We start from the raw sequence: 22,063 nt of genomic DNA, 5'->3' as shown, positions 1-22,063 counted from the left end.
GGTCATCCGACCCACAGCCACCCGTCGGCGCGGTAGTCCTTCACCCCGACCGGGCGGCGGGTGAACGCGGGGTCGGCCGGGTCGACGGCGAAGGAGTGCACCGCGTCGGACACCAGTACCGCAAGGTCGGTGGCCTGCTCCTCGGCCAGTGCGGCCCGCAGCACCTCGCTGTCCAGCAGTCGCCCCGCCGTCGTCGCGGGCGGGCCGACGAATCCCAGCGGTCCGGGGGCGACCGGGCCGAGCGCCACCGCCATGCGCAGCCGCAACCGGTCCGTGTACAGCTCGTTGTCCTCGTGCAACAGGTCCCACCAGCCGCGCAGCAGCCGGGGCACCGTCCACGGCACGTCCACGTGGGGCGGCAGGAACACGAGCACGCCGTCCCCGGTTCCCTGGTGGTCGACGTCCCGCAGATCGACGCCCAGGTGCTCCAGCACGGCCGAGTTCAGTTCGGAAACCCGGCGCTGAGCCAACGCCCGCAGCCGCGCCGTGCGTGCGCCGTAGCCGACGACGTCCACAACGAACCCCATCCGCAACGGCCGCCGCGCCCGCCTGCCCGGTGACGACGGGTCGTCCCCCGCGGCGGGGGCCACGGACCGGCGGGCCTGGGTGGGGAGCACCAAGTCGGCAGCGGTCACCTGGCGGGGTACCCACACGGTCGGCTCCACGACGACCTGGTGGGCCACGACGTGCTCCTCCACCAGACGCGAGAGCAGCAGGCACTCGACGGAGCAGAGTCGCGTTCGCATTCTCAGCAGCGTCGTGGGGTCGACACCGCCGGCCAACAGCGCTTCCGGCCCGCCGGCCGGCACGGTGTCCCGGTCGCGGAACCGGAGGACCCGTGCGTCGACGGGGGCAGTCAGGTCGCGCGGCACGTCTGTCATGACTCCTCCAACGCGGCCAGATCTGCCGAAGCGCGGCAGGTCTCCTGGTGCCGCGCACCGAGCACGCGGTGCCGATCGGCCACGACGGCGGTCAGGAGCACACAAGCCTGCTCGACCTCGCCGCGCTCGCGCAGCAGCAGGGCCAGCCGGTGGCGGGACACCAGGGTCGCCGGGTGGTCGCAGCCGAGCATCCGGTCACGCGTCCGCAGGACGTCCCGGGTCAGCTCGCCGGCCTCCGCCGCGTCACCCTGGGAGTGACGGACGTCAGCCAGCAGTTGGCGGGCGCCCAACGTGCGCCGGTGCGCCGGTCCGAGGACCCGCGCGCCGACGTCGGCGAGCCGGCGCAGCAGCCGCTCGGCGAGGTCGAGATCACCGCGCTCCTGCGCCAACCGGCACAGGTGGTAGTGGGTGACCAGAGTGGCCGGGTGCTCGTCGCCGAGCGCCTCCCGGCGGGCCGCCAGTACCTGCTGGAGCAGGGTGTCGGCGGCGTCCAGTTCGCCGCGCCCGGTGTCGTCCCCGGCCGACCGGCCGCGCTCCAGGTGAACGGCGGCCATGTTGTTCAAGCTGGTCAGTGTGTCCGGGTGGCGGTCACCGAGAGTCCGGCGACGGATGTCGAGAGCTTCGGCGAAGTAGCGCTCGGCGAAGTCGACCAGGTCGTGGTCGAGCAGGACACGACCCAGGTAGTGGAGCGTGGTCGCGGTGTCCGGGTGATCACCGCCCAACACCCGACGACGCCGCTCCAGCACGTCGTGCAGGTCGCGCTTGGCCTGGTCGTAACGACCGGCCTCGTAGCGGCTGCGGCCCTGTTCGTGGTGCAGCGCGAGGGTGACGGGGTGGTCTCGGTCCAGCAGTCCCCGTGCGGCGGAGAGCACCGCAGCGCACTCCTCGACCGCCTGGGACGGGTGGCCCGCCGCGCGCAGGTACCGTGCTGCGGCCAGCGCCGGCCGCAGTACGGCGGTGGCGTCGCGCACCTGGCCCGGCCCCCGTTCCACGACCAGGTCCAGCGGTGCCGGGCAGTGCACGGCCAGCGCCGACCAGCGCGCCCACGAGGACGGGTGTTTCGGGTCCAGGTCGCGCACCGCGTGCGACAGGAGCGAGGCCAGCAGCGCCAGGTAGGCCGCCGCGTCGCCGGCCATGTCGTCCTGACGCCGCGACGCCTCGCGCACCAGTGGGTGCAGGACGAGCGACTCGGCGCTCCCGTCCCCGGTGGGCCGGCGGTCGACCAGGCCGACGTTGATCAGTTCGGTGATCGCGTGCCACAACCGGCGCGCGGTGAGCGCGGGGAACAGCGGCGAGGCCGCGAGGACGTCGGCGCGCAGCAGGTCGACCGGGACCGGTGCAGATCGCAGGCAGGACAGCAGCCGCAGGACCGGGCGGGCCTCCGGTGCCCCGGTGTTGGCGAGCATGTCCAGCGAGAGCTCCCAGGTGCGTCCGATGGTCTCGCGGTGGCCGGCGTCGGGCCGCGCGTCGAGGAGGTCGTCGTGCTTGCCCTCGTCCATCGCCGCGGCGTACTCGTCGAAGTTCGCGGGGTCGCCTCGATCAGCGAAGTTCGGCGGCATGGCAGTGACCTCCCGGAGGTAGTGGCCGGCGAGGCGCAGCGCGAGCGGCAGGCCGCCCAGCCTGGTGGACAGCCGGCGGGCCGCCGCGAGGTCGCCCGCGGCCTCCCCGGCCAGTTCGAGCAGGACACGCGCGCCGTCGTCGGGGGACAGGGTGTCGACCGCGTGCAGCCGCAGCCACCGCCGGTCGACCGCGGCCCAGTGCTCGGGGGCCCTGTTGCGGGTGGTGACCAGCACCGCGCCGTGCGCCGGGACGCCCGGCCGCAGCCAGCCGTTGCCGTCGGACACAACCGCGCCCGGCAGGGCCAGCCGGGACGGCTCGTCGGCCTCGTCGAAGACCAGCAGCCACGGCCGCTCGTACGCGACGAGGCCCGCCCACACCCGGTCGGGCAAGCTGCCCAGGCGCAATTGCTCGGGCGCGATCCCGAGTTCCACCGCGACCGCGTGCACGCTCGCGGTGAACAGGGCGGGATCACCGGCCGACACCCACCACACCTGGACGCCCCGCCGCTCCGCCAGACGGGCCAGGGCCAGGGCCGCGGTGCTCTTGCCGCAGCCGCCGAGCCCGTGCAGCACGTGTGTCCGGCAGCCGTCGCCTGGTTCGCGCAACACCGCCGAGAGCCGGTCGAGCAGATCGTCCCGGCCCCGCGGTCGGGGCTGGCGCGCGAGCCGGTCCACGGGCGCGCGGGTCGACACGACGATCTCCGGCGAACCGGCGGGACCCGGCGGCGGCTCGGGCGCGGGTTCCGGCCGCACCACCCGGGCCCGGCGCAGCGCCAGCACCCAGGCGTCGGCCGCCGCACCGTCCGTTACCCCGCACGCGCGCAGCAGGTCGCGGAAGGCGGTGCTGCCGGGTCGAGGCAGGTGGGCTCCGGTGAAGTAGCCGCCGAGCGTGCTCGCCGGCACGCCGATCGCCCCGGCGAGACCCCGGACGGTCAGCCCGGCCGCCTCCCGCAGCAGGCCCAGTTCGCGGCCGAAGTCGTCACGGGTGGCGACGCGTGCCGGGTCGGACATCGGCCACCTCCTCGACGTCACGGGCGGGCGCGGTGCGGCGGGCGGATCGAGTGGGCGCGACGCGACGGGCGGTGCGTGACGGCGGCAGCCCACGCGGGCACGACGGCCCCGTGCCGCCGGGCTCGGCTGACGGGACCGGGTGGGTCCGGGGCGTGGGGTGGCTGCCGGGTCGACCGGTCATGGCGCTCCTTCGTCGTCGGGCAACGCGGTCAACGATCCGCCCGGCGCGTGATCGGTCCGAGCGCGGGAGGTCAGGTCGGACAAGTCCGTACGGTTGAAGGCGTCCGACCACCCCACGGGCGGATTCGCCGGACCGGGCGCGGCGTCTAGATTCGCTGGGGCAGTGACGTCGGCCGTCAGGAGGGGGCATGGGGCGTCTCGGCGACCGGGAAGCCTGGGACGAACTGCCCGAGGGGGTGGTGGACGCGCTGGAGGACTGGCTGGCCGGCCAGGACTTCACCCTGGACCACAAGGAGTGGTTCACCGACGGCCGCAGCGGGGAACCGGTCGCCCGCGTGCTGCGCCGGGGGCTCGACGACGTCGACCAGCTGGTCCTGAAGTTCTTCCGAGCCGACGGCGAGCGGCGGATCTCGAACACGCAGGCCGCGTGGAGCGCCTCGAAGTCCTTCACCAAGCGGCTGGCCAAGGTCGAGCGCCAAGCCCTGCCGCTGGGCGACTGGCGGGCGGTCTTCCTGCGGGTCGCGGGTGGCAACATCGCCACGGTCGGCGCGCTGACCTCCCTGATCGAGGACAAGGACTTCCCCGATCACTGCGGCACGATCGTCCGCTCGGTCGTGCGCGACTGGAACAAGGACCGCACCCCGATGCCGCGGCGCGCGGTGGCCGACGTGCTCGGTGACATCCTGCGCCGGCGTCGGACCGAGGTCTGGCGGTGGGCGCACGCGGCGGGCATCGCCGTCGACGGGACCGAGGAGCGCGTCACCCGGCACGGCTGGCCGGGTGCGCTGGCCAACCCGTTCACGCTCGTCGCGGACACGGCGGCGGGCCGCCGGACGCACGACTTCATCGTCGGCAAAGCACACGGCGACCTCAACGGCCGCAACATCCTCGTGCCGAAAGAGCCCACCGTCGACGCCGACTCGTTCGTCCTGATCGACTACGACCGGTTCGCCACCGACGCCCCGCTCGCGCGCGACCCGATGCACCTGCTGGTCACGCTCGCGCTGGACGAGTTCGAGTCGTTCAAGGCCTCGACGCGGCTGAAGCTCTCCCGGGTGCTGGTGGACCCGGACGCGGACGACGTCACGCCCCGGTACGAGTACCTGCGCAGGCTCAGCGCGGCGGTCCACGAGTCGTCCGCGCCGAAGTTGAAGAAGGGCCTGGGCGCGGAATGGCGGCAGCAGTGCCTGCTGTCGCTGGTGGGTGCCGCCCTGATGCACCTCGGTCGGCGGATCCGCACCCGCGAGGAGGACGCCGCGAAGGAATGGTGCTTCCACTTGGCGGCGACGGCGGCGGAGGCGTACCAGCGAACGCTCGGACGTGCAGAGCGGGTCGAGCCGGCCGTGCCGCCGAGCGCCCTCGGGTCCTCGAACCGGGAACTGCCCGGTCCGCTGGTCGACCGCAAGTCCGACCTCCTCGCCCTGCGGACCCGGCTGTCCGACGGTCCGTGGGGGGTCACCGTGCTGCGCGGGCTGCGCGGCATCGGCAAGACGAAGCTCCTCGACGTCGCCTTGGACGGCGCGCCCGCGCGGGACCTCGGGCGGTTCCCGGCACGGATCTGCCGGCACGAGACCGACGCCGTGGCACGGCTGGACACCGGGACGCTGATCGACTACGTGGAGGGCACGTCGGAGGCGCTGCCCGCGCCCCAGTACGGCAGGTCGTCGCTGGTGCGGCTGGAGGCGACGCTGCGGCGGCTGGGCGAGTCGCCGGTGGTGGTCGCGGTGGACTCCGCGGAGAACCTGCTGGACCCGGACACCGGCAAGCTGGTGGACCCGGACCTCGACGAGGCCCTGGAGATGCTCGCGACCAGGCCCGGCCACCGCGTCACCGTCCTGCTGGCGACCCAGCAAGAGCTCGCCTCGCCCGCCGCCGGCACGTGGCCGACCGCCGAAGCGCCCCTCTACCTGGACAAGCTGCCCTACGAGTACTTCCTGCACCACCTCGCCGGTCTGGACGACGACAGCCGGTGGGACCACACGAGCTTGCCCGAGCAGACGCGCCGCGCGCTGTACGACCGGATGCAGGGCAACCCCCGTTATGCCGAACTGGCCCACGCGGTGGTCGCGGTGGCGAAGACCGCGATCGACCTGCGGGCCCTCGCGGCCCTGCTGGCACCGCAGCCCAGGAAATCCGTGCCGGGCTACCTGACCGGCCTGCTCCTGGAGGGGCTCGCGCCGGCCGAAAGCCGGGTGCTGCACGCCCTCGCGGCGCTCGACACCCCGGTTCCGGACACCGCCGTCGTCGGGCTGCTCGGCGACGTACCCCCGGACGACGTCCGGCGCGCCTTGTCGACTCTGGTGGCCGGGCGCGTCATCCGGCGTGCGCCGCCCGACCAGTACGTCATTCCCGCGCAGGACGCCCGTCTGGTGCTCGACCACCTGCCGAGCGAGGAAGCGCGCGGCACCCTGTACTTCCTCGCGGCGACACAGCTGACCTTCCTCCAGAACAACGATCCCCGGAGCGTGGAAGACCTCCGCGTCCACTTCGCGGAGCTCACCGCGCTGCTCAGGGGGCGCAAACACGCGTCGGCGTACAACGTGATCGAGTTGATCCACGACGTGCTCAGCGAGTGGAACGCCGCCCACCTGCTGCTCAAGCCACGCCAAGAGGTTCGCGGCCGGCTGGGGGATGACCACCTGGAACTGGCCAACCACAACGCGTTGGCGATCATCTACACGACCTACGGGCGGTTCGACGAGGCCGCATCGGCCTATGGGCGGGCGTTCGCCCTCGCGACCGCCCGCCGTGACGAGATCAGCCAGGCGAAGATCCGGGTCAACCTCGCGGCGCTGTACTGGCAGTGGAGCGACACGAACCGCGCCCTCGGCTACTTCGAGCTGGCGCGCGACGACGCCCGCCGGCTGGACGACCCGGTGATCCTGATGGGCGCGCTGGAGGGCATCGCGGACTGCGACCGGCGTCAGGGGCGCTACGAGGACGCCGTGCGGCACGCGGTGGAGGCGCTTGAGCTGCCGCGACGACCCGACTACCCGGACACCCGGTCGGCACGCGACCACGCGGAGTCCCGCGGTGTCGCCCTCATGCTCAAGCTCGCGCGGTGGTTCGGGGAGCGGGGTGACGCGGTCGAGGCGACGCGATACGTCGAACTCGCGAAGCTGGCGGCGACCGAACTCGGCGGATCGTGGCTGCGGACCTCCTGCCTGGACGGGCGCGCCACCCTGCTGGTCCACCAAGGCGAGTTCGAGTTGGCGCAAGCGGCGGCGCTGACCGCCGTGGACGAGGCGTTGCGCCACCACGACCCGGTCACCCTGTTGCAGGCGCGGACCACGCTCTGCCTGGTCTACCTGAAGACGGGCCGTCGCGAGCACGCCTGGAGCGAGATCGAGCAAGCGCTCCCCTACCGAACCGAAGGGCGTTCGCTGGTCGTGCTCGCGCTGCTCGGCCTGGCGTCCTACCAGAAGGGCGACCGGGCGACGGCGAGCCGCCGGTTCCGCGCGCTGCTGGACGAGTCGACCGCCCGCACCGCTCTCGACGGCGACGACTTCGCGGCCTGGGACTTCCGCGGCTACGCGCTCTGCGGACTGCACCTGGTGGACGGGGCGGATCTCGCCCCGGCCGTCGAGGTGCTCGGCAGGACGCGGCGGCGGACCCCGCCCGCACTGGTCGACCGGTTGCGGTTCCTGATCGGAGAACTGGACGACCAGGGCCTGCTCGGGCGCGCCCTGGACGCCCTCTGACGCGCGGGCTCACAACCAGCCCGACTCCTGCGCGCGCATGATCGCCTCCAGCCGCGTCCGCACTCCCATCTGTCGGTACACGGCCTGCAACAGGCGGAACATCGCCCGTTCCGAGTAGCCGGCCCGATCGGCCATCTGCGTCACCGTGGAACCACTCGCCAACTGCCGCAACCACGAGAGCTGCTCGGCGGACAGGGCGCGCTGCCCGTTGGGCGGGGTACCGCCGGCCAGCGCGGCGGCCACGTCGGCGGGCATCACGGCCTGGCCGCCGATCGTCGCCTCCACGGTCTGGCGCAGCGTGTCGGCGGCGACGTCTCGGGCGAGCACCGACCGTGCCCCGGTCCGCACCGCACGTGCGCCCAGGACGGCAGACTCCGCGTCCAGCACCGCGATCACCAGGTGGTGCCCGGCCGCGCCGCACAGCCGGTCGAGCAGGTCCCAGTCGCGCTCGGACCGCACGGTCAGCAGCACCACGGAGGACTTGGCGCGGCGCAGCCACAGGCTGACGTCGGTCGGTGTCTCCACGGAGTGCCCGGCCGCCGACAGGACCGAGGCGACCCCCTGCCGGAACAGCGGCAGCGGGTCGACAACCGCGATGCGGGCGACCACCGGTACAGGGGATCCCTTCCCCGGCGACCACGGGTACCGCCGGCGTTCGGCTCCGAGCGGGGCTCGACGGACAATCTCAGCAAAGGCTCGGAGATCATGCCGTGATCGCCGCGCGGGCTGTCGCCACCCCGTCCTGAACCCGCCGTCCGCTGTCAGGTTCCTGCCCGACAACATGTCATGGACCTGCGCACATCGCCGTTCCTACCGTCAGGGCCGTCCGGCGCGGCACAGCGAGGGGGCGGTGCGCATGGTCTATGACGACGACACCAGCAGGCGGGGCGAGTACGACATCCGCAGCGAGGACCGGCCGCCGGACCGGGGTCCGAAGCCGAGCCTGCCGGCGCAGGACGTCCAGGACGACATCCTGTCGTTGGGCCGGCGTCCGGGCTGGGACGCGGAGCGCATCCACGAGCACTACCGGATCGTGCACAACCGGCACGACATCTCGATGGCCGCGATCAGGTACGTGCTGCACGGGACGCGGGTCGGGCGGTAGCGTCCCGCCGGCCGAGGTCAGCCGGGAGTGCCGGTGGCCAGGCGGGCTTCGAAGCCGTCGAGGATGGCGGTGAGGCCGAACTCGAAGCTGTTGTCGGGTGCGCCGAGGTAGTCCGTGGTCTCGATCCGTTCGCGCAGGCGGGGGAACTGCTGGGCGATCTCGGTCGCCCGTGCCATCGTGTCGGCCATCAGCTCTTCCGGGTCGCCGCCGTTCTTGGTCAGCCGGCGGGTCAGCGAGACGTGCGCGGCGGGTCCCAGGGCGCTGCCCAGCACGAAGAGGAACACGGTGGCCGCGGCGCGGTCGGCGTCGGCCGGGGCGAAGCCGGCCTTTTCGTAGAGGGCCAGGCTGTGGTCGTCGTGGCGGGACTTGCCGTGGCCGTAGAGCAGGTGGCTGCCGAACGCCTGGCCCAGCCACGGGTGCCGGGTGAGCATCGCGTGCACGCTGACGGCCATGGCGGTGGCCGCGGCGCGCCAGTCGGTGGTGTCCGGGTCGGGCAGGTCGACCTCGGTCCAGATCGCGTCGCCGGCCAGCCGGACCAGGTCGTCCTTGGTCTTGATGTGCCAGTAGATCGCGGTCGCCGCCGAGTCGAGGCGTTTGCCCAGGCTGCGCATGTTGAGGCCGTCGAGTCCCTCGTCGTCGAGCAGGTCGATGGCGGCGCGGACGATCTGGTCTGCGGTCAGGGTGTCTCGCGGCATGGTCGACAGCCTAGTTGAACTAAGTTCAGGCGGAGACTTGCACTTTGTTCAAGTGACTTCTAGGGTCTGACTTGTACTTAGTTCAAGTGAGCGCAAGGGGGAGCATGATGTCGCAGGAGAAGCAGTCCGCGCAGGCGCTGGCCGGGTTCGTCGCGGCGAAGGCGGGGGAGTACCGCGTCCCGGGTGCGGCGGTCGGGGTGCTGGTGGGCGGCCGGGAGCTCTACGCGGCCCACGGCGTGACCAACCTGGACAACCCGGCGCCGGTGGACGAGCACACGCTGTTCCACCTCGCGTCGGTGACCAAGACCTTCACCGGGACCGCGCTGATCCGGCTGGCCGAGGAGGGCCGGGTCGACCTGGACGCCCCGGTGCGCCGGTACGTCCCCGACCTCGTGCTCGCCGACGAGTCGACCGCCGCCCGGATCACCGTGGGTAACCTGCTCAACCACACCGCCGGGCTGGACTGGAACCTGATCGACGCCGACGGTGACGACGACTCCCTGGCCGGGTTCGTGGCCCGGCTGTCCCGGCTGGCCACGATCGCGCCGCCCGGCACCCGCGCGTCCTACAGCCAGGCGGGCTACAACCTGGCCGGGCGGGTCATCGAGAACGTCACCGGCATGAGCTACGAGAAGGCCGTGGCCGCCCTGGTCCTGGAGCCGCTCGGGCTGACCGACACGGTCTTCGAGATCGACGAGGTGATGGTCCGCAAGTTCGCCGTGGGCCACAACCCCGACGCGGACGGGGTGTTGCGCCCCGCGCGCCCGTGGGCGGCGTGGCGGGCCGGCGCGCGCGGCAACAACCCGGGTGGCGGGATCGTGTCGTCGGTCGCCGACCTGCTGCGCTGGGCCCGGTTCCACCTCGGGGAGGTGGACGGGGTGCTGTCCGCCGACGCCCTGCGGCGGATGCGGGAGCGAACCGTCGAGATGCGCGCCAGCACCCTCGGTGACGGCGTCGGCATCTCGTGGTTCCTGCGCGGCGTCGACGGCGTCCGCACCATCGGCCACGGCGGGTCGGGCAACGGCCAGTTCGCCGAACTGCTCATCGTGCCCGAGCGGAACTTCGCGGTCGTCTCCCTGTCCAACGTCGGCCCGGACGGCTTTCGCTTCAACCAGGACGTCGTCCGCTGGGCGCTGGAGCACCACCTCGGCGTGGTCGAGCGCGACCCGCAGCCGATCCCGCACGATGAGGCGCGGGCGCGCGAGGTCGCGGGCCGCTACCAGGGCGACGCGATGTTCCTCGACATCGCCACCGACGGCACCGGCCTGACCCTGGAAGTCGGGATCAAGCCGGAGGTCCGGGCCGCGTCGGAGACCGAGATGCCCCCGGACTACCCGCCGGCCGCGATCGGCTTCCTGCCCGGCGATGGCGACGAGTACGTGCTTGTCGAAGGCGGTCTCCAGGGCCAGCGGGGCTACTTCAGCCGCGACGAGAGCGGCACGGTCGTCGGCATCGACCTTGCCGGCCGCCTCTTCGTCCGCGCCTGACCCGGCGCAGTCGGCGCGGGTGCTGATGCGGGTGGTGGGGCCCGTGTGGGTGCTGGTGCGGGTGTGGGTCGTTGCAGAACGCGGACATTGCGGGCATGGGGTGCGGATATCTCGCGGGCAGGGTCGGAGGGGTTGGTTTCCGGCTCTACCAGTGAGGAAGACATGTCCTGCCAAGGGGTGCGCGAACGGGTCGGTGGTGGGCGGCGGGCCTTGGTGGCGGTGGTCGGGGTGGTTGCCGTGGCGTTGACGGGCTGTGCGGCGGGGTTCTCGGGGAAGGGTGCCGCCGGGCACTCGGCGGGGCGGGCCGAGGAGGACGGGAGCATTCCCGACAACACCAGCATCGCACTGACCGAGACTGGGCATGCCGCCCTCCGCAAGCTGGACCCCGCCCTGCTGGCGGCGGTGCGCGCGGCTGCGGTGGATGCGGGGGCGGCGGGGATCGAGTTGCGCGTCACGTCGGGGTGGCGGAGCAAGGCCTACCAGCAGCGGCTGCTGGACGAGGCCGTAGCCAGGTTCGGCAGCGTCGAGGAAGCGCGCCGGTTCGTCAGCACGCCGGAGACGTCCGAGCATGTGGTCGGCAAGGCGATCGACATCGGCCCAACGGACGCCGCCGACTGGCTCACCCGTCACGGCGCGGACTACGGGCTCTGCCAGACCTACGCGAACGAGATGTGGCACTTCGAGCTTCTGACCACGCCTGGTGGCCTATGTCCGTTGCAGCGCAACGATGCGTCCGGGTGACCCGTCAGCTTGAGGTTGTGGTGAGGCCGTGACGGGTTGGATTTCGGTGCCGGTGCCGGTGCCGGTGTCGGCGGAGGCCACTGTTTGGTCGGTGGCCCGTCCCCCTGGAGGTCTGATTCTTTAACACCGGGCCGACGGCATCAAGGGCGCTTCGCGTCGCTGCGCGATGCCCTACGGGCACCCTTGACACCGCCGACCCGGTGCTAACGGATGCCAGGACCAGGGGGCGGGGGGCATCCGGCCACCGAAGGACGCGGTGCGAAGAGGATCGGTGTGAGGAGGATTGGGGGTGGGCGACTTGGTGATTGTCGGCAAGGCGGTGTGTCAGCGGATTTTGGCGAAGAACTCGCGGATGTCGGCTAGGAGCAGTTCGGGTTCTTCGAGGGCGGCGAAGTGGCCGCCCCGGTTGACGTCGACCCAGCGCGTGATGGTGTTCTCCGCTTCCGAGTAGCGGCGGATCGCCACGTCGTGCGCGAACACGATCACGCCGGTGGGTACGCCGGAGTTCTCCGGCACCACGCCCCACGACTGCTGTTGCGCGTAGCCGACGTACGCCGCCGAACCCGCCGTTCCGGTCAGCCAGTAGATCATCACGTTGGTGAGCAACCGGTCGCGGTCGATGATCTTGTCGGGGTCGACGTCGCGCGGGTGGGTCCACTCGCGGAACTTGTCCATGATCCACGCGAGCTGCCCGGCGGGGGAGTCGACCAGGCCGTGCGCGAGGGTCTGCGGACGCGTCGACTGGATCGAGATGTAGCCGAACTCCTCCTGCATGAACGCCTCGATCCGCCGGATCCGGTCGCGTTCGAGGTCGGTCAGCGCGGCGGTGTCCTCCTCTGACAGCGGCAACGGCGGGAGCGGGCCGGGGCCGCCGTTGACGTGGACGCCCGCGACGCGGTCCGGGGCGACCCGGCCCAGCTCCGGGCTCACCGCCGCGCCGATGTCACCGCCGTGCGCGCCGTAGCGCTCGTAGCCCAGCCGCCGCATCAGTTCCGCCCACGCGCGGGCGATCCGCTCGACGTCCCAGCCGCCGTCCGCCGTGGGACCGGAGAAGCCGAAACCCGGCAGCGACGGGATGACGACGTGGAACGCGTGGGCGGGGTCGCCGCCGTGTGCCCGGGGGTCGGTGAGCGGCCCGATCAGGTCCAGGAACTCGACCACCGAACCGGGCCAGCCGTGCGTGAGCACCAGCGGGAACGCGTCCGGCTCGGGGGAGCGGACGTGCAGGAAGTGCACGCGCTGCCCGTCGATCACGGTGGTGAACTGCGGGTGCCGGTTGAGTTCCGCCTCGGCGGCCCGCCAGTCGTAGCCGGTGCGCCAGTACTCGGCGAGGTCGCGGAGCCAGGCGGTCGGCACGCCGGTGTCCCAGCCGTCGCCCGGAAGCGGGGCCGGCCACCGGGTCGCGGCCAGCCGGTCGCGCAGGTCGTCGAGGTCGCGCTGCGGGACCCCGATGCGGAAGGGGGTGATCTCGTCGGTCATGTGACCAGGTTAGGAACCATTGCGGACAGGTTCGGTCCTGGATTAGTAGTGGTGGTCGCTTGACGTGGAGGCCGGGAGTGTCGGATGCTTGTGGTGCGGAGGGGAGTACCCGCCCGGTTCGTGATCGTCATTACGGCCGCTCCACAGCGGCTCGGTCACGACGTCGTCGCCTCGCGACGACCGGGGAGACCTCTGGTTCGGTTGAGCCGGAGGAGTCCTGATGCGTTCCCCTGTCGCTGTCGCGTTGTCCGCTGCCACCCTCGCCGTCGTCCTGAGCGGCTGCGGTGCCGCACAGGAAGTCGCGAACACCGCCAACGCCATCTCCAACACCGCGACCACCGTGCAGGTGTGCGCCGACGCGCTGTCCCAGGCCGGGCGGATCTTCGACGCCGGGTCGCCGGAGCGGGCGGTGAGCAGCGCGCACGACGCCGCGAACTCGCTGACCGACCTCGCCGCGTCGGCCGCCGACACCACCGTCAACCAGGCCATCGCCGCGCTCGCCGCGACGCTGCGCGACGTCACCGTGGACGACCTGGTCGGCCGCCCGGCCGCCTGGCTCGCCACCAAGGCCGACCAGGTGGCCGCGCTCACCAGCGCCTGCGCCCCGTGACCCGGAAGCCCGGGACCCGGCCGTCAGAGTTTGTGCATCACGTGCTTCACGCGCGTGTACTCCTCCAGGCTGTACTGCGAGAGGTCCTTCCCGTAGCCGGACTGCTTGAACCCGCCGTGCGGCATCTCGGGCACCAGGACCATGTGGGTGTTGATCCACACGCAGCCGAAGTCAAGCCGGGCCGACATGCGCAGCGCACGTCCGTGGTCGCTGGTCCACACGCTCGCGGCCAGTCCTTGCTCCACCCCGCACGCCAACCGCAGCGCGTGGGCCTCGTCGGTGAACGGCTGCACGGTCAGCACCGGGCCGAAGTTCTCCTGTTGGACCACGGCGTCGTCCTGCCGGACCCCGGTGACGACCGTCGGCGCGAGGAAGTAGCCGCGCTCGCCCACGGCCTCGCCGCCGGCGGTGATCCGGGCGTGGTCGGGCAGGCCGTCGAGGATGGCGCGGACGCGGGCGAACTGGTCGGCGTTGTTCAGCGGGCCGTAGTGGGCGGTCGGGTCGCTCGGTGGTCCGGTGTGGACGGTCCTGGCTCGTTCGGCCAAGCGGGCGGCGAACTCGTCGTGCACGCGGCGGTCGACCAGGACCCGGGACGCCGCCGTGCAGTCCTGCCCGGCGTTGAAGAAGCCCGTCGCGACGATCCCCTCCACTGCCGCGTCGAGGTCCGCGTCGGCGAACACGACCACGGGCGCGTTGCCGCCCAGTTCCAGGTGCGTGCGGGCGACCCGGTCGGCCGCGCTGCGGGCCACCTCCACGCCTGCCCGGGTCGACCCGGTGATCGACACCATCGCGGCGGCCGGGTGGGCCACCACCGCACGACCCGTGTCGCGGTCGCCGCACACGACGTTGAGCACGCCCGCAGGCAGGAACTCGGCCGCCAGCACCCCGAACATCACCGCGGTCACCGGGGTGGTGTCGGCGGGCTTGAGCACCACCGTGTTGCCCGCCGCCAGCGCGGGCGCGATCTTCCACATCGCCATGAGCAACGGGTAGTTCCACGGCGCGACCTGACCGACCACGCCCACCGGCTCACGTCGCACGTAGGAGGTGTGGCCGGGCGCGTACTCGGTCGCGCCGACACCGGGCAGCACCCGCGCCGCGCCGGCGAAGAACCGCAGCGCGTCCACGGCGGCCAGCACCTCGTCGGACAGCGTGGTCGCGGTCGGCTTGCCGGTGTCGCGGCACTCGGCGGCGACGAACTCCGCCGCACGGCGCTCCAGCGCGTCCGCGCACCGCAGCAACGCGACTTGGCGCTGCCCCGGCGTGGTGTCGCGCCACACCTCGAAAGCGTCGACGGCCGCGCGATAAGCGGCGTCGACGTCCTCCACAGTGGACAGTGGTGCGGTGTCGCAGACCTCGCCGGTGCTGGGGTCGACCAGTTCCGTGGTCGCCCCGGCGATCGTTTCGCGGGTCTGCCCGCCGATGACGTTGTGCACGGCGTCGGTCACCGCTCCTCCTCGGGCAGCACGGACAGCAGTTCGTAGAGCACGTGGGCGGCGGCGATTCCGGTGATCTCGGCGTGGTCGTAGGCCGGGGAGACCTCCACGAGGTCCGCGCCCACCACGTTGAGCCCGGACAGGCCGCGCAGCACCTCCAGCAGTTCACGGCTGGACAGGCCGCCCGCTTCCGGGGTCCCGGTGCCCGGCGCGAAACCCGGGTCGAGCACGTCGATGTCGACCGAGACGTACACCGGCCGGTCGCCCAGCCGGGCCCGGACCCGGTCGATGATCGCGTCGATCGGCTGCCGGGCGAAGTCGCGGGCGTGCACGGCGGTGAACCCGAGCTCCTCGCTCTCGGCCAGGTCCAGCTTCGAGTACAGCGGGCCCCGGATGCCGACGTGCACCGAGTGGTCGGCGTCGACCAGCCCCTCCTCGCCGGCCCGGCGGAACGGTGTGCCGTGGGTGTAGGCGGCGCCGAAGTAGGTGTCCCAGGTGTCGAGGTGCGCGTCGAAGTGCAGCACCGCCACCGGTCCGTGCCGCTCGTGCTGCACGCGCAGCAGCGGCAGCGCGATGGTGTGGTCGCCGCCGATCGTGAGCAGCCTGCGCCGGGTCCCGCCCAGCTCGCGGGCCGCCGCCTCGATCGTGGCCACCGCCTCGCCGATGTCGAACGGGTTGACCCCGACGTCCCCGGCGTCGGCGACCTGCCGCGCGGTGAACGGCTCCACGTCCAGCGCCGGGTTGTAGGGCCGCAGCAGGCGCGAGCTCTGCCGCACGTGCGCCGGCCCGAACCGGGCACCCGGCCGGTAGCTGACGCCCGCGTCGAACGGCACGCCCCACACCAGCACGTCGGCGTCGGGCAGGTCGGTCAGCCGGGGCAGCCGGGCGAAGGTGCTGTCCCCGGCGTAGCGCGGGATCCGGGTGGCGTCGGCGGGGCCGATCGGCATCACAGCACCGCCAGCAACTCGGCGGCGGCGCGCCGGCCGCTGTCGATCGCGCCGTCGATGAACCCCGGCCACCGCCGCGCGGTGTGCGCGCCCGCGAAGTGCACCAGGCCCTCGGGGACGGCGAGGTCCTGCTCGTAGCGGGAGATCTGGCCGGCCCGGAACGTCGTCCACGTGCCGCGCGACCACTCGTCGTCCACCCACTCGTGGGTGGCGGTGGCGACGACCACGGCGTCCGGCGCGAACTCGCGGACCGCGCGCTGCACGTCCGCCGGGTCGTTGCCGTCCACCCGGTCGTGCTCCGGCGCGAAGCACACCAGCAGCACGCCCTCGGGCAGGGTCTTCATCGCGCCGACGTAGTCGAACGCGGTGCCCCAGCCGTAGCCGCTCAGGTCCGGCGGCACGTCGCGGGCCACCGCCCACACCTTCTGGCCCTGCCCCGCGTGGTTCTCGGTGGAGACGGCGAGCTTGCCGGGCGACAGCGCGGGCCGGAAGTCGATGTGCCGCAACACCCCGAGCGGCACGGTCACCAGCACCCGGCGGGCCGTGAGCTGCCCGCCGTCGTGGACCAGGACGACGTGGTCGGCCTCCTGGCGAATCGACCGCACGGGCGCGTTGAGCAGGATCTCCGCGCCGCTGTCGTGCGCGATCGCCTCGGCCAGGGCGGCGGTCCCGGAGTCGAAGGTCTGCCCGAGCACGCTGGCCCGGACCATGCCCCACACCGAGTTGCCCATCGCGGCGAGCCAGCGCAGCACGTCCAGCGCGGAGCCGGTGTCGGCGGAGGCGTTGCCGCACCCGCAGAACCACGAGATCAGCAGCTCGCGGGCGTTGCCGCGCAGCCCGGCCGCGTCCGCCCACTCGCGGATCGGCACGTCGAGGTCGGCGAGGCCCTGCTCGGCCAGCGGGCGGTCCACGTCGAGCCGCGCGCCGGCGGCGACCAGCGCGCGGACCGCGTGCTCCAGGTCTTCGAGTTCGGCGGGCGGCACCGGGAGCAGCGAGGTCAGCACGCTGCCCCGGTCCGACCAGGTCATCCGCTCGGGCAGTTCGCTGTCGGACACCGCGATGCCGTACCGGCGCACCTCGTCGGTGACGAAGGTCTGCTCCGGGACGATCCACGTGCCGCCCATCTCCAGCCCGACCCCGTCGACCAGGTCGGTGCGGTACCAGGTGCGGCCGCCGATCCGGCCCCGCGCCTCCAGCACGCGTACCGCGCGCCCGGCCGCCGCCAGGTCATGCGCGGCCGTCAGCCCGGCGAACCCGGCACCCACGATCGCGACATCGACTTCCGGAGAACCCATCGAGCACCCGCCTCCTGTCACCGTGCACGGCGCGCCGCTGCGGGCCGTGTCGGCGAAACTACGGTCGCCCCGCCGCCGGGTCGATCGACGCCACGTCCAACTTCACGGCCGGAACCCGCCGCGACGTCCAGGCCGGGCGCGCCCAGGTCAGGGGCGGGTCGGGCTCGCGTAGGAGAGAGCGTCCCGTGCCTCCAGCGCGAGCCACAGCTCGTAGCGCGTGGACGCGGTGGCCAGCGCACGCCCGGTGAGCTGCTCGATCCGGTCGACGCGGTTGCGGACCGTGTGCCGGTGGACGCCCAGGCGCTGGGCGGTGACGTCCCACGCGCCGTTCGCGTCCAGCCACACCCGCAGGGTCGCCAGGAGCTGCCCGCGCGGGTCGGCGGCGTCGATCGGCGCCAGCACGGTGTCGGCGAACGACGCCAGCAGCTCCGGCGGTCCGAGCGTGAGCAGCAGTCGGCTGGTGCTGTGCTCGCCGGCCTCCGCCGGCCGGCCGAGCCGGCTGCTGGTCGCCACCAGCGCCCGTGCCTGCCGAAGCGACACCGCCGCCGCGCCGGGCCGCAGCGCCGCGCCGATCCCGGCCGGGCGTCCGGGCGCGAACCGGTCGAGCAGCGCCGGGACGTCGACCTCGTCCACCACCAGCGCCTCGACCGTGTCGCCGGAGGACCGGACCAGACCGCCGGGCAGCACGAGCGCCAGGTCGGCCGCGAGTTCCGCGGTGTCGTCGGGCCGGGCCCGCACGGCGAGGCCGCGCACCGAGGGCGCGGACAGGCCGAACGCGGCGAGGGTCGCGGCGGCCTGGTCGTCGGGCATCCCGGCGAGCAGCCGGGCCGTCGCCTCCGCACCGGCCCGCCGGCGCGGCTCGTCGGCCAGGTGGCGGCGTTCCAGCTCCAGCGTCAGCAGCGACACCAGCGCGGCGTCCGCGGTGCCGGGCGTGGGCTGCGGCGGGCGGGCCAGCAGCAGGTGCCCGCGCAGCCGGCGGGCGCCGATCGGCTGCACGCCCACGGTCAGCCCGTCCACCGCCACGGACGCGCTGCCCAGCAGGCCGCGCGCGCCCACCTCGTCCAGCACGGTGCGCCCGGCGGCGAGCAGCGGGCGGGCGGCGGGGCCGACGCCGGCCAGCTCCCGGCCGAGCAGGTCGGTCACCACGGCGGCGCGGCCGGTCGCGTCCAGCCACACCTTGAGGATCGCGTCGAGGCCGCCGGAGGTCGCGGCGACGGTGAGCCGGCGCTGCACGTCGACGGTGTGCTCCAACGCGCGCCGGTCCTCGGCCGCGAGCGCCGCGAACACCGCCTTGGTCACCGCGATGAACGGCACCTCGTCCGGCACCACCAGCAGCGGCAGCCCGGCCTCCTCGGCGGCGGCCACCAGCGCGCGGGCGGCGCGAGGTGGGGCTGGCCGTGGCCGACGCCGAACCCGAGCGCCGCCGCGCCGCCGTCCACCACGTCCCGCACGTACCCCCGGCACGACTCCGGGTCGGTCGGCAGCACCACACCGGCCGTCATCAGCAGTTCACCGCCGTGCAGCCACTCGCCGGGCCGGGCCAGCTCCGAGACGTGCGCGGCCTCGATCACCCGGTCCCGCCCGGTCGCGCCGGCGACCAGCGCCAGGTGCAGGTCGCGCACGGCCAGCAGGGCGTTCACGGTGAGCGGCATGGACACAGTGTCCACCCTGCGCGGGAAGTTCACCGCCACGTCCATCGACGGGCCCGGTCCCGCCCACCTACCGTCCCACTCCACGTGATCAGCGTCTCAGTCCGCTCCAGGACACCGCAGGAGGCCCCGCCGTGATCGAAGACCCGACCAGCAGAACCGCCCCGCCGCCGGCGGCCAACCCGGAGACCGCGGCCGACGACGCCCGGCTCCGGGCGCTGGGCTACGAGCAGCGGTTGAGCCGGCGGCTGGGCGTGCTGGGCAACATCGGGATGGGCTTCGCGACCGTCTCGCCGGTGGTCGGGCTCTACGCGGTGGTGCTGGTCGGCATGACGGTGGCCGGCCCCGCCTGGGTGTGGGCGCTGCCGGTCTGCCTGCTCGGCCAGTGCCTGCTGCTGACCGTCTACTCCGAACTCGCCTCGGAGTTCCCGGTCTCCGGCGGGGCCTACCAGTGGTCCCGCCGGCTGATCGGGCCCGGGTTCGCCTGGATGACCGGGTGGCTGTCGCTGTGCGGGCCGCTGGTCGCCAACACCACCATCGGCTACCTGTCCGCGCCGTGGATCCTGGGGCTGTTCGGCATCACCCCCACGCCCAACCTGCTGGTGGCCGTGGCCGCCGGGTTCATCGTGGTGTGCGCGCTGGTCAACACGTTCGGCATCGACGTGCTGCGCCGCGTGCTCGCGCTCGGCGTCGCCGCCGAGGCCGTCGCGTCGGTGCTGATCGGGGTGGTGCTGCTGCTGGCGTTCCGCGAGCAGCCGTTCTCGATCCTGACCGCCACCCTGGGCGCGGAGGCCGGCTCGGCCGGCTCGGTGCCGGCCGCGCTGCTCGCCGCGCTGGCCGTCGGCGGGTGGGCGTTCATCGGGTTCGACGCCTGCGTCGCCACCTCCGAGGAGACCCGCAACGCCGCCCGGCACGTGCCGCGGGCGATCTGGTGGGCGCTGCTCAGCGTCGGCGCGCTGGTGATCCTGAACGCGTTCGCCACCACGCTGGTCCACCCGGACCTGCCCTCGGTGGTCGCCGGCCTCGACCCGGACCCGGTGTCGACGGCGGTGATCGCCTCGTTCGGGAGCTGGTCGGCCAAGCCGTTCGTGGTCGTCGTGGTGGTCGCGTTCTTCGCCTGCGGACTGGCCTCGCAGGGCTCGACGGCCCGGGGCGTCTACTCGATGGCCCGCGACGGCGTGCTGCCGCTGTCGCGGCTGATGTCCGCGGTCAGCCGCCGGCAGGTGCCCATCGGCGCGGTCGTGGCGGTGACGGTCGTGGGCTGCGCCGGGCTGCTGCTGGCGGTGAACAGCGCGGCCATCGGCAGCCTGATCGCGTTCGGCACGGCGGTGCTCTACCTGACGTTCTTCCTGACCGCGCTGGCGGCGCTGATCGCCCGGCTGCGCGGCACGTGGGTGCCGGCCGGGTACGTGCGGCTGGGCCGGACCGGCACCGTGATCAACGCCCTGGCGGTGGGGTGGCTGGGCTTCGAGTTCGTCAACATCGCGTGGCCCCGGGCCATCCTCGCCCCGGTCGGCGCGCCCTGGTACCAGATCTGGGCGGCCCCGCTGGTGTCGGCGGTGGTCGTGCTGGCCGGCCTGCTGTACCTGCTGATCGCCCGTCCCCAGGATAAAGTGCTGGTCAGCGCCTCGTTCGCGACCCGCGTGGAAGGAATCGACCGATGACCGCCGCCGATTTGGTGATCCTCGGGGCCACCGTCCACACGATGGACCCGCAGCGGCCCCTCGCCAGTGCGGTCGCCGTCCGCGACGGGCTGGTCGTGGCCGTCGGCGACGACCTGCCGATCGGCTCGCGCACCGAGGTGGTCGACGGGTCCGGTCTGGTCGTCACGCCGGGCCTGGTCGACTCGCACCAGCACCCGCTGCACGGCGTCGCCGACGCCGGGGGCGTGGACGCGGCCGGGCTCACCACCCCGGTGCGACTGCGCGACCTGCTGCGCCGCGCCGCCGACGGGCTGCCGCCGGACGGCTGGGTGGTCGTGAACGGCGTCGAGTACCCGGCGCTGCCCGACCGGCCCCGGCAGTTCCTGGACGACGCGGTGGCGGGCCGGCCCGCGTTCCTGTGGCTCGCCGACTCCCACACCGCCCTGATGAGCACGCGGGCGTTGCACCTGGCCGGCATCACGGGGCCGATCGACTTCGGCGACCGCTCCGAGATCGTGGTGGACGAGGACGGCGTGCCCACCGGGCAGCTGCACGAGATGTCCGCCGTGCTGCACGGCTACGCGGCCGTCCCGAGCCCGTCCACCGAGCACATCGCCCGACTGGCCGCCGACCTGTTCGCCGACCAGGCCGCCTGCGGCATCACCGCGATCCACGTCCCCGACTCGTGGGCCGGCACCGAGGCCGTCCTCGACGCGCTGGAGGCGCAGGGCCGGCTGCCGCTGCGGGTGCTGCGCGCCCCGTGGATGTTCCCGGCCCGGATCGAGGAGACCCTCGACGCCCTGCGCGGCGCACGGGCCGACGACCGCGCCAAGCTGTGGCGGACGGGTGCGGTCAAGTTCTTCCTCGACGGCACCATCGACGGCGGCTCGGCCTGGCTGGGGCACCCGGACTGCGCCGGCGACGGCACCCGTCCGATGTGGACGGACCTGGGCCGGTACCGGGACGCGGTGCGCCGGGCCGCCGCGCTCGGCCTGCCCAGCTTCACCCACGCCATCGGCGACCGCGCGGTGACCGAGGCCCTGGACACCTACCAGGCCGTCGGCCGCCCGGCGCGCGGCCGGCACCGCGTCGAGCACGCCGAACTGCTCGCCGACGACGACGTCACCCGGTTCGCCGGCCTCGACGTCGTCGCCTCGATGCAGCCCACGCACCTGGACTGGACGCTGCCCGACCACACCGACAACTGGTCCGAGCGGCTGGGCCCGGACCGCTGCGGGCACGGCTGGCGGTGCGCCGACATCGTGCGCGCGGGCGGCCGCGTCGCGCTGGGCTCGGACTGGCCGGTCGCCGGCTACGACCCCCGGGTGGTGATGGCCGGGGCCCGGCTGCGCCGCCCCGCCGCCGAGCACGGTCGTGCGCCGGTCGGCGCGGACCAGGCGCTCACCGCGCGCCAGAGCCTGGCCGGCTACACCACGTGGGCCGCCTACGGCAGCGGTGAGGAACAGGTCGCCGGGCGGATCCGGGAGGGTTTCCGCGCCGACCTCACGGTGTTCCGCGGCGACCCGCTGACCGTGCCGGCCGAGGAACTGGCGGACCTGCCGGTCGAGCTGACCGTGGTCGCGGGCCGGGTCGCGCACCGGGCCGGGTAGCCCGACGAACCGGGACGGCGGGCGGCTCCGTCAT

Annotated in this window: 17 protein-coding genes; 7 read left to right on the top strand and 10 right to left on the bottom strand. The window is 73.5% G+C overall.

Translation table 11 applies throughout. The features are described 5' to 3' along the window. Positions 1-2: 2 nt before the first annotated feature. Positions 3-881: a hypothetical protein gene (locus BN6_RS42200; RefSeq protein WP_015101869.1), complete on the bottom strand. Its 879-nt coding sequence runs from the start codon at positions 879-881 to the stop codon at positions 3-5. Beyond that, positions 878-3,451, bottom strand: coding sequence for an XRE family transcriptional regulator (locus tag BN6_RS21670; protein ID WP_015101868.1), 2,574 nt, complete (start codon positions 3,449-3,451; stop codon positions 878-880). The genes BN6_RS42200 and BN6_RS21670 overlap by 4 nt, the downstream gene beginning before the upstream one ends. A gap of 368 nt (positions 3,452-3,819) precedes the next feature. On the opposite strand from BN6_RS21670, the gene BN6_RS21665 reads away from it, so the two are divergent. Continuing rightward, positions 3,820-7,332 carry a tetratricopeptide repeat protein gene (locus BN6_RS21665; RefSeq protein WP_015101867.1) on the top strand — a complete coding sequence of 1,171 codons (3,513 nt, stop codon included), beginning with the start codon at positions 3,820-3,822 and terminating at the stop codon, positions 7,330-7,332. 9 nt (positions 7,333-7,341) lie between these two features. Here BN6_RS21665 and BN6_RS21660 read toward each other — a convergent pair whose 3' ends face one another. Next, positions 7,342-7,941, bottom strand: coding sequence for a helix-turn-helix domain-containing protein (locus tag BN6_RS21660; RefSeq protein ID WP_041313568.1), 600 nt, complete (start codon positions 7,939-7,941; stop codon positions 7,342-7,344). A gap of 247 nt (positions 7,942-8,188) precedes the next feature. Between BN6_RS21660 and BN6_RS21655 the strand changes: the two genes are divergently transcribed. Beyond that, the gene (locus BN6_RS21655) at positions 8,189-8,437 is read left to right on the top strand and encodes a hypothetical protein (RefSeq protein WP_041313565.1); all 249 of its coding nucleotides are present in this window, start codon (positions 8,189-8,191) and stop codon (positions 8,435-8,437) included. A gap of 17 nt (positions 8,438-8,454) precedes the next feature. On the opposite strand, the gene BN6_RS21650 is transcribed toward BN6_RS21655, so the two are convergent. Continuing rightward, positions 8,455-9,132 (bottom strand): TetR/AcrR family transcriptional regulator, encoded by a 678-nt coding sequence (locus BN6_RS21650; RefSeq protein WP_015101865.1) that lies wholly within the window; start codon positions 9,130-9,132, stop codon positions 8,455-8,457. Between the two features lie 86 nt (positions 9,133-9,218). Between BN6_RS21650 and BN6_RS21645 the strand changes: the two genes are divergently transcribed. Next, a complete protein-coding gene (locus BN6_RS21645) occupies positions 9,219-10,619 on the top strand; it encodes a serine hydrolase domain-containing protein (RefSeq protein ID WP_231904722.1) in 1,401 nt (466 codons plus the stop codon). Positions 10,620-10,796: 177 nt separating this feature from the next. Continuing rightward, on the top strand, positions 10,797-11,360 hold the full coding sequence (locus tag BN6_RS21640) for a M15 family metallopeptidase (RefSeq protein WP_231904721.1): 564 nt from the start codon (positions 10,797-10,799) through the stop codon (positions 11,358-11,360). Between the two features lie 324 nt (positions 11,361-11,684). Here the strand turns inward: BN6_RS21640 and BN6_RS21635 are convergent, their stop codons facing one another. Next, entirely contained in the window at positions 11,685-12,839 is a 1,155-nt protein-coding gene (locus BN6_RS21635; RefSeq protein WP_015101862.1) for an epoxide hydrolase family protein, read from the bottom strand. Between the two features lie 220 nt (positions 12,840-13,059). On the opposite strand from BN6_RS21635, the gene BN6_RS21630 reads away from it, so the two are divergent. Continuing rightward, positions 13,060-13,449: a bacteriophage spanin2 family protein gene (locus tag BN6_RS21630; protein ID WP_015101861.1), complete on the top strand. Its 390-nt coding sequence runs from the start codon at positions 13,060-13,062 to the stop codon at positions 13,447-13,449. 23 nt (positions 13,450-13,472) lie between these two features. Here BN6_RS21630 and BN6_RS21625 read toward each other — a convergent pair whose 3' ends face one another. The 5 genes from BN6_RS21625 to BN6_RS47970 all read right to left on the bottom strand — a co-directional run bounded on the left by BN6_RS21625 (position 13,473) and on the right by BN6_RS47970 (position 18,779). Further along, positions 13,473-14,897 (bottom strand): gamma-aminobutyraldehyde dehydrogenase, encoded by a 1,425-nt coding sequence (locus tag BN6_RS21625; protein WP_015101860.1) that lies wholly within the window; start codon positions 14,895-14,897, stop codon positions 13,473-13,475. Then, entirely contained in the window at positions 14,894-15,832 is a 939-nt protein-coding gene (speB, locus tag BN6_RS21620) for an agmatinase (protein ID WP_015101859.1), read from the bottom strand. The genes BN6_RS21625 and speB overlap by 4 nt, the downstream gene beginning before the upstream one ends. After that, complete coding sequence (locus BN6_RS21615) at positions 15,832-17,127, bottom strand: flavin monoamine oxidase family protein (protein ID WP_015101858.1); 1,296 nt, start codon at positions 17,125-17,127, stop codon at positions 15,832-15,834. Before BN6_RS21615 ends, speB begins: the two co-directional genes overlap by 1 nt. Before the next feature lie 147 nt (positions 17,128-17,274). Next, positions 17,275-18,492: a helix-turn-helix domain-containing protein gene (locus BN6_RS21610; protein ID WP_197540170.1), complete on the bottom strand. Its 1,218-nt coding sequence runs from the start codon at positions 18,490-18,492 to the stop codon at positions 17,275-17,277. Further along, on the bottom strand, positions 18,423-18,779 hold the full coding sequence (locus BN6_RS47970; RefSeq protein ID WP_197540169.1) for a PucR family transcriptional regulator ligand-binding domain-containing protein: 357 nt from the start codon (positions 18,777-18,779) through the stop codon (positions 18,423-18,425). The genes BN6_RS21610 and BN6_RS47970 overlap by 70 nt, the downstream gene beginning before the upstream one ends. Positions 18,780-18,910: 131 nt before the next feature. On the opposite strand from BN6_RS47970, the gene BN6_RS21605 reads away from it, so the two are divergent. Together BN6_RS21605 and BN6_RS21600 are read left to right on the top strand one after the other, a co-directional pair. Then, positions 18,911-20,440 (top strand): APC family permease, encoded by a 1,530-nt coding sequence (locus BN6_RS21605; protein ID WP_015101855.1) that lies wholly within the window; start codon positions 18,911-18,913, stop codon positions 20,438-20,440. After that, the gene (locus BN6_RS21600) at positions 20,437-22,029 is read left to right on the top strand and encodes an amidohydrolase (RefSeq protein WP_015101854.1); all 1,593 of its coding nucleotides are present in this window, start codon (positions 20,437-20,439) and stop codon (positions 22,027-22,029) included. The genes BN6_RS21605 and BN6_RS21600 overlap by 4 nt, the downstream gene beginning before the upstream one ends. Positions 22,030-22,063: the final 34 nt, after the last annotated feature.

It is taken from the genome of Saccharothrix espanaensis DSM 44229, assembly GCF_000328705.1.
In the GTDB taxonomy this organism is placed as follows: Bacteria; Actinomycetota; Actinomycetes; order Mycobacteriales; family Pseudonocardiaceae; genus Actinosynnema; species Actinosynnema espanaense.
The sequence above is the reverse complement of the archived record's forward strand: the minus strand, read 5'-3'. Positions and strand labels throughout refer to the sequence as shown.